2 pseudogenes are annotated in these 1207 nt (G+C 73.9%); both read right to left on the reverse strand.

Annotation, left to right across the window (positions count from 1 at the left end):
* Positions 1 to 622, reverse strand: a pseudogene (locus G6030_RS14340) (ATP-dependent DNA helicase RecG); the annotation flags it as partial.
* Positions 619 to 1207: pseudogene (locus tag G6030_RS14345) on the reverse strand (Dak phosphatase); the annotation flags it as partial. The pseudogenes G6030_RS14345 and G6030_RS14340, both read right to left, overlap by 4 nt.

Consider the following 1207-nt stretch of genomic DNA (forward strand, 5'->3'; position numbering starts at 1 on the left):
CCGGCACCAGGGCCCGCAACGCGGTCACGACCGCGCCGAGCAGATCCCAGGAGGTGACGCCCTCCTTCGCGGCGTAGACGGGCAGCAGCGGGCGGTCGAACAGGCTCGGCCCGCCCTCGGCGTCGATCTCCGCCGCGAGCCGGGCCAGCGCCGCCAGGTCACCCGAACCCTTGAGCTGCCCGCCCTGCCCGGAGGCCGGCCGCAGCACCAGGAACTCGGGGTGCTTGAGGTCCGGCGCGCGACGGAAATGCGACACGGTGCCGTCGAACATGGCGAGGGTGCCCACCGGGAGCAGGTACTTGATGCTGCGACCGGCGAAGAAGACCACCCGGAACTCCGTGTCGCCGTCCTCCACGGTGAGCGTGAGCATCTCCCGGGGCTGGCCCTTCTTGGTGTGGTACGTCCTCGTCCGGGCCGTGGTGACCGTGCCGATGACCGTCACGCGCTCGCCGTCGACGAGCTGCCGCTTGTCGTAGCGTTGCCCGTGCTGGCGGTAGCGCCGCGGCAGGGTGTGCAGCAGGTCCCCGACGGTCCGGTGGCCGAACGCCGTGGTGATCCGCTCCGCCAGCCCGGGGTCGAGCACCTCGACCAGGGGCGTGTCCGTGGTGGCGAGCGTCGTCATTCGACCCCGACGTGCGCCAGCGCCCGCCCCGGGCCCGCGGCGTAGCCGACGACCTCGATGTCGGGGTGCGCGCTGCGCAGCCTGGACAGCACCGACTCGGTCGCCGCCTCGTCGTACTCGTCTCCGAACAACACCGTGACGAGCTCCCCGCCGGCGGACAGCATCCGGGCGACCAGCGCGCACACCGCCTCGACCGCGTCGGTTTCGATGAGCGCCACGTCGTGGCCGACAACGCCGAGCAGGTCGCCCGCCGCGCACCGGCCGACCAGGGTGAGGGCGTCCTGCTCGGCGCGGACGAGGTGCGCGTGCCGGGTGCCCGCCGCGGCGTCGGCCATCGAGAACCCGTCCAGGGACAGGGTCGTGGTGGGGTCGTGCACGGCGAGCGCGGCCAGCCCCTGGACCACCGATCCCGTCGGCAGGATCAACGCGTGGCCGACGGCGTCCCGCAGGGCGGCGTCGAGCGCGCTGATCCGGTCGCGCGAGAGCTCCCCGTTGGGCAGCACGAGGAGCTCGTCGGCCTCCACGGCCAGCACGGCGTCGACCACACCCTCCCCGTCCTCGCCGGGGTCGACGGTCGCGGCGCCC

Origin of the sequence: Dietzia sp. E1 (genome assembly GCF_014145015.1) — a bacterium.
Classification (GTDB): Bacteria; Actinomycetota; Actinomycetes; order Mycobacteriales; family Mycobacteriaceae; genus Dietzia; species Dietzia cinnamea_A.